The organism is Novosphingobium sp. B1 (assembly GCF_900176395.1).
Taxonomy (GTDB): domain Bacteria; phylum Pseudomonadota; class Alphaproteobacteria; order Sphingomonadales; family Sphingomonadaceae; genus Novosphingobium.
The window spans coordinates 1-1,930 of record NZ_FWXL01000061.1; the positions used below are offsets into that span (position 1 = coordinate 1).

Annotated in this window: 1 protein-coding gene; it reads right to left on the reverse strand. The window is 60.4% G+C overall.

All coding sequences use genetic code 11. The features are described from left to right. Nucleotides 1-120 precede the first annotated feature (120 nt). Nucleotides 121-1,764, reverse strand: coding sequence for an IS1634 family transposase (locus tag B9A23_RS22040; protein WP_084281542.1), 1,644 nt, complete (start codon nt 1,762-1,764; stop codon nt 121-123). Between the last annotated feature and the right edge of the window lie 166 nt (nt 1,765-1,930).

The window sequence follows — 1,930 nt, forward strand, 5'->3', positions numbered from 1 at the left end:
GCCCAAGTTGGACAGTGCGTTTGATAAAATGGTTTTATATCAATAGGGTGCGCGCGGGCGCGCGAGTGTTACCACTACAATGTTCAATGGTGTGTGTGGCGTGCTGGTGCGCGGTTGCGCTTACGTCGCTGCCTGCTCGGTGATGTTGGCCGGGAGAGCGATGCCGGCGGCCTTGAAGACGTTACCGACTTCGCCGGTTACGTGGGTGCGAGTGCTGATGACCTTGCCGTCCTTTTCGATGGTGGCCTGCTGTAGCCGGTCGAGATCGTTGAGGAGCGGCTGCCATTCGGGCTGGAAGCCCTTGTCCTGGCATAGCCGGGTCAGCTCCTTGGCAAGCGTCAGGGCCAGGAACGAGACGAACACATGACCGCGGATGGCAGCGTCGGATTGGTGGTAGATCGGCCGGGTATCGAAGCTGGCCTTGGCCATGCGGAACAGGGCTTCGACCTGTAGCAGGTCGCGATAGCGGATGACGGCCTGGAGCGGAGTGATCCGGGCATTGGTGCGCAGCACGCTGATGCCATCGAACCGGGCTTCGTCGGCGAGTTTGCCCAGATCGATCTCGAAGCTCTTGCCGCTGGCTTTCAGATAACGTCGATAGGCCGAGTTGCCGACCAAGGCCTTGTCACCCTTCTTGAGCTGCGCCTGAAGCCCGTCGATTATGGCCTGCCGATCGGCCTTGTCCTTCTTGGCTTCAGCCTCGTTGCGCGTGACGATGTAGCGCTGGGCGTCCTTGCCGCTGCCGACACGGACCTCCTTGACCCAGAGCTGGGTCTCGCCAGCCTGCCGCTCGAGGACGAGCGGGACCATCGGGGATGTATCGTTGAGCACGACATCGCGGACGACACTGCTGGTACGTTCTCGCGCACCCAGGATGTATTCCATCCCCAGTTCTTCAAGTGTGGCGATCGTATCGGCGCTGATCATGCCGCGATCAGCCACCACGCAGGACCGGGTAATCCCGAAGCGCGTGCGCAGGCGTTTGACGATGGGCACCAGCACTTTCACATCTGCCGTATTGCCCGGCACCATCTCGGTGCAGATCGGCCGCCCCTGGGCATCGATCACCACGGCCAGGATCATCTGCGCAAGCTCGGGCCGGTGATCCTTGGAATGCCCCCTGCGCCCCAGCGTGTCGCCCCCTGAGCCGTAGAATGACAACGAGGTCGTATCCATGAACACGAGGCTCAGATCCGTGAACAGATCCCGGCGGCGGTCGAACAGCTTCTCCTCGATCACATCCTTCACACAGCGAGGTGCCAGCGCGCCTTCAGCCTTCTCCTCGATCTCCTCGCCCAGCCAGGCCATGGCGCGGTAGAAGTGATGGAGCGCCAGATCCTCAACACCCTCGATGGCATAGCTCTTCATCCAGTCGCTACACGCCCGGTCCGAGCCTGAGACGAACAGGCGATGCAAGGTCGCAACAAAGACCGCCCGTTCGACATCAAAGCCAAAGCCGCGCCCTTCCAGCACCTCGGTCAGCACCGCATCGACCCCGAGCCGCTGCCACAGGCGATCGAAGAGCAAAGGGCCGCCGATGCGCTGGGCAGTTATCTTGCCTTCATCGATGTCGGAAAGGATGATGCTGCGCTCGGCATGCCGGACAATCGAAGCTGCCAGCCTGTCCAGTTCACCACTGGCGGCAAGAGCATCTTTGCGGCCAAGCGCCTTGATGGTGCGCTGACGGACGACCTTACCTTCACGCACGCTTTCGACAAGGTAGAGGTAGCGGTGGCCACGAGCGACTCGTTCGACAACAAACATGCATGTGTTGTTATCGATGATCTGCGCCAGAATCGATAGAAACGGCGATTTCAGCGCAAATGTTGTTACTACACCCCTTTCCAGCGCCAAACCCGCACCACACAAATTCAATCACTTGCGAAGCAATGTTCTACGCATGTTCCGAGGCCACTGTCCAACTTGGGTC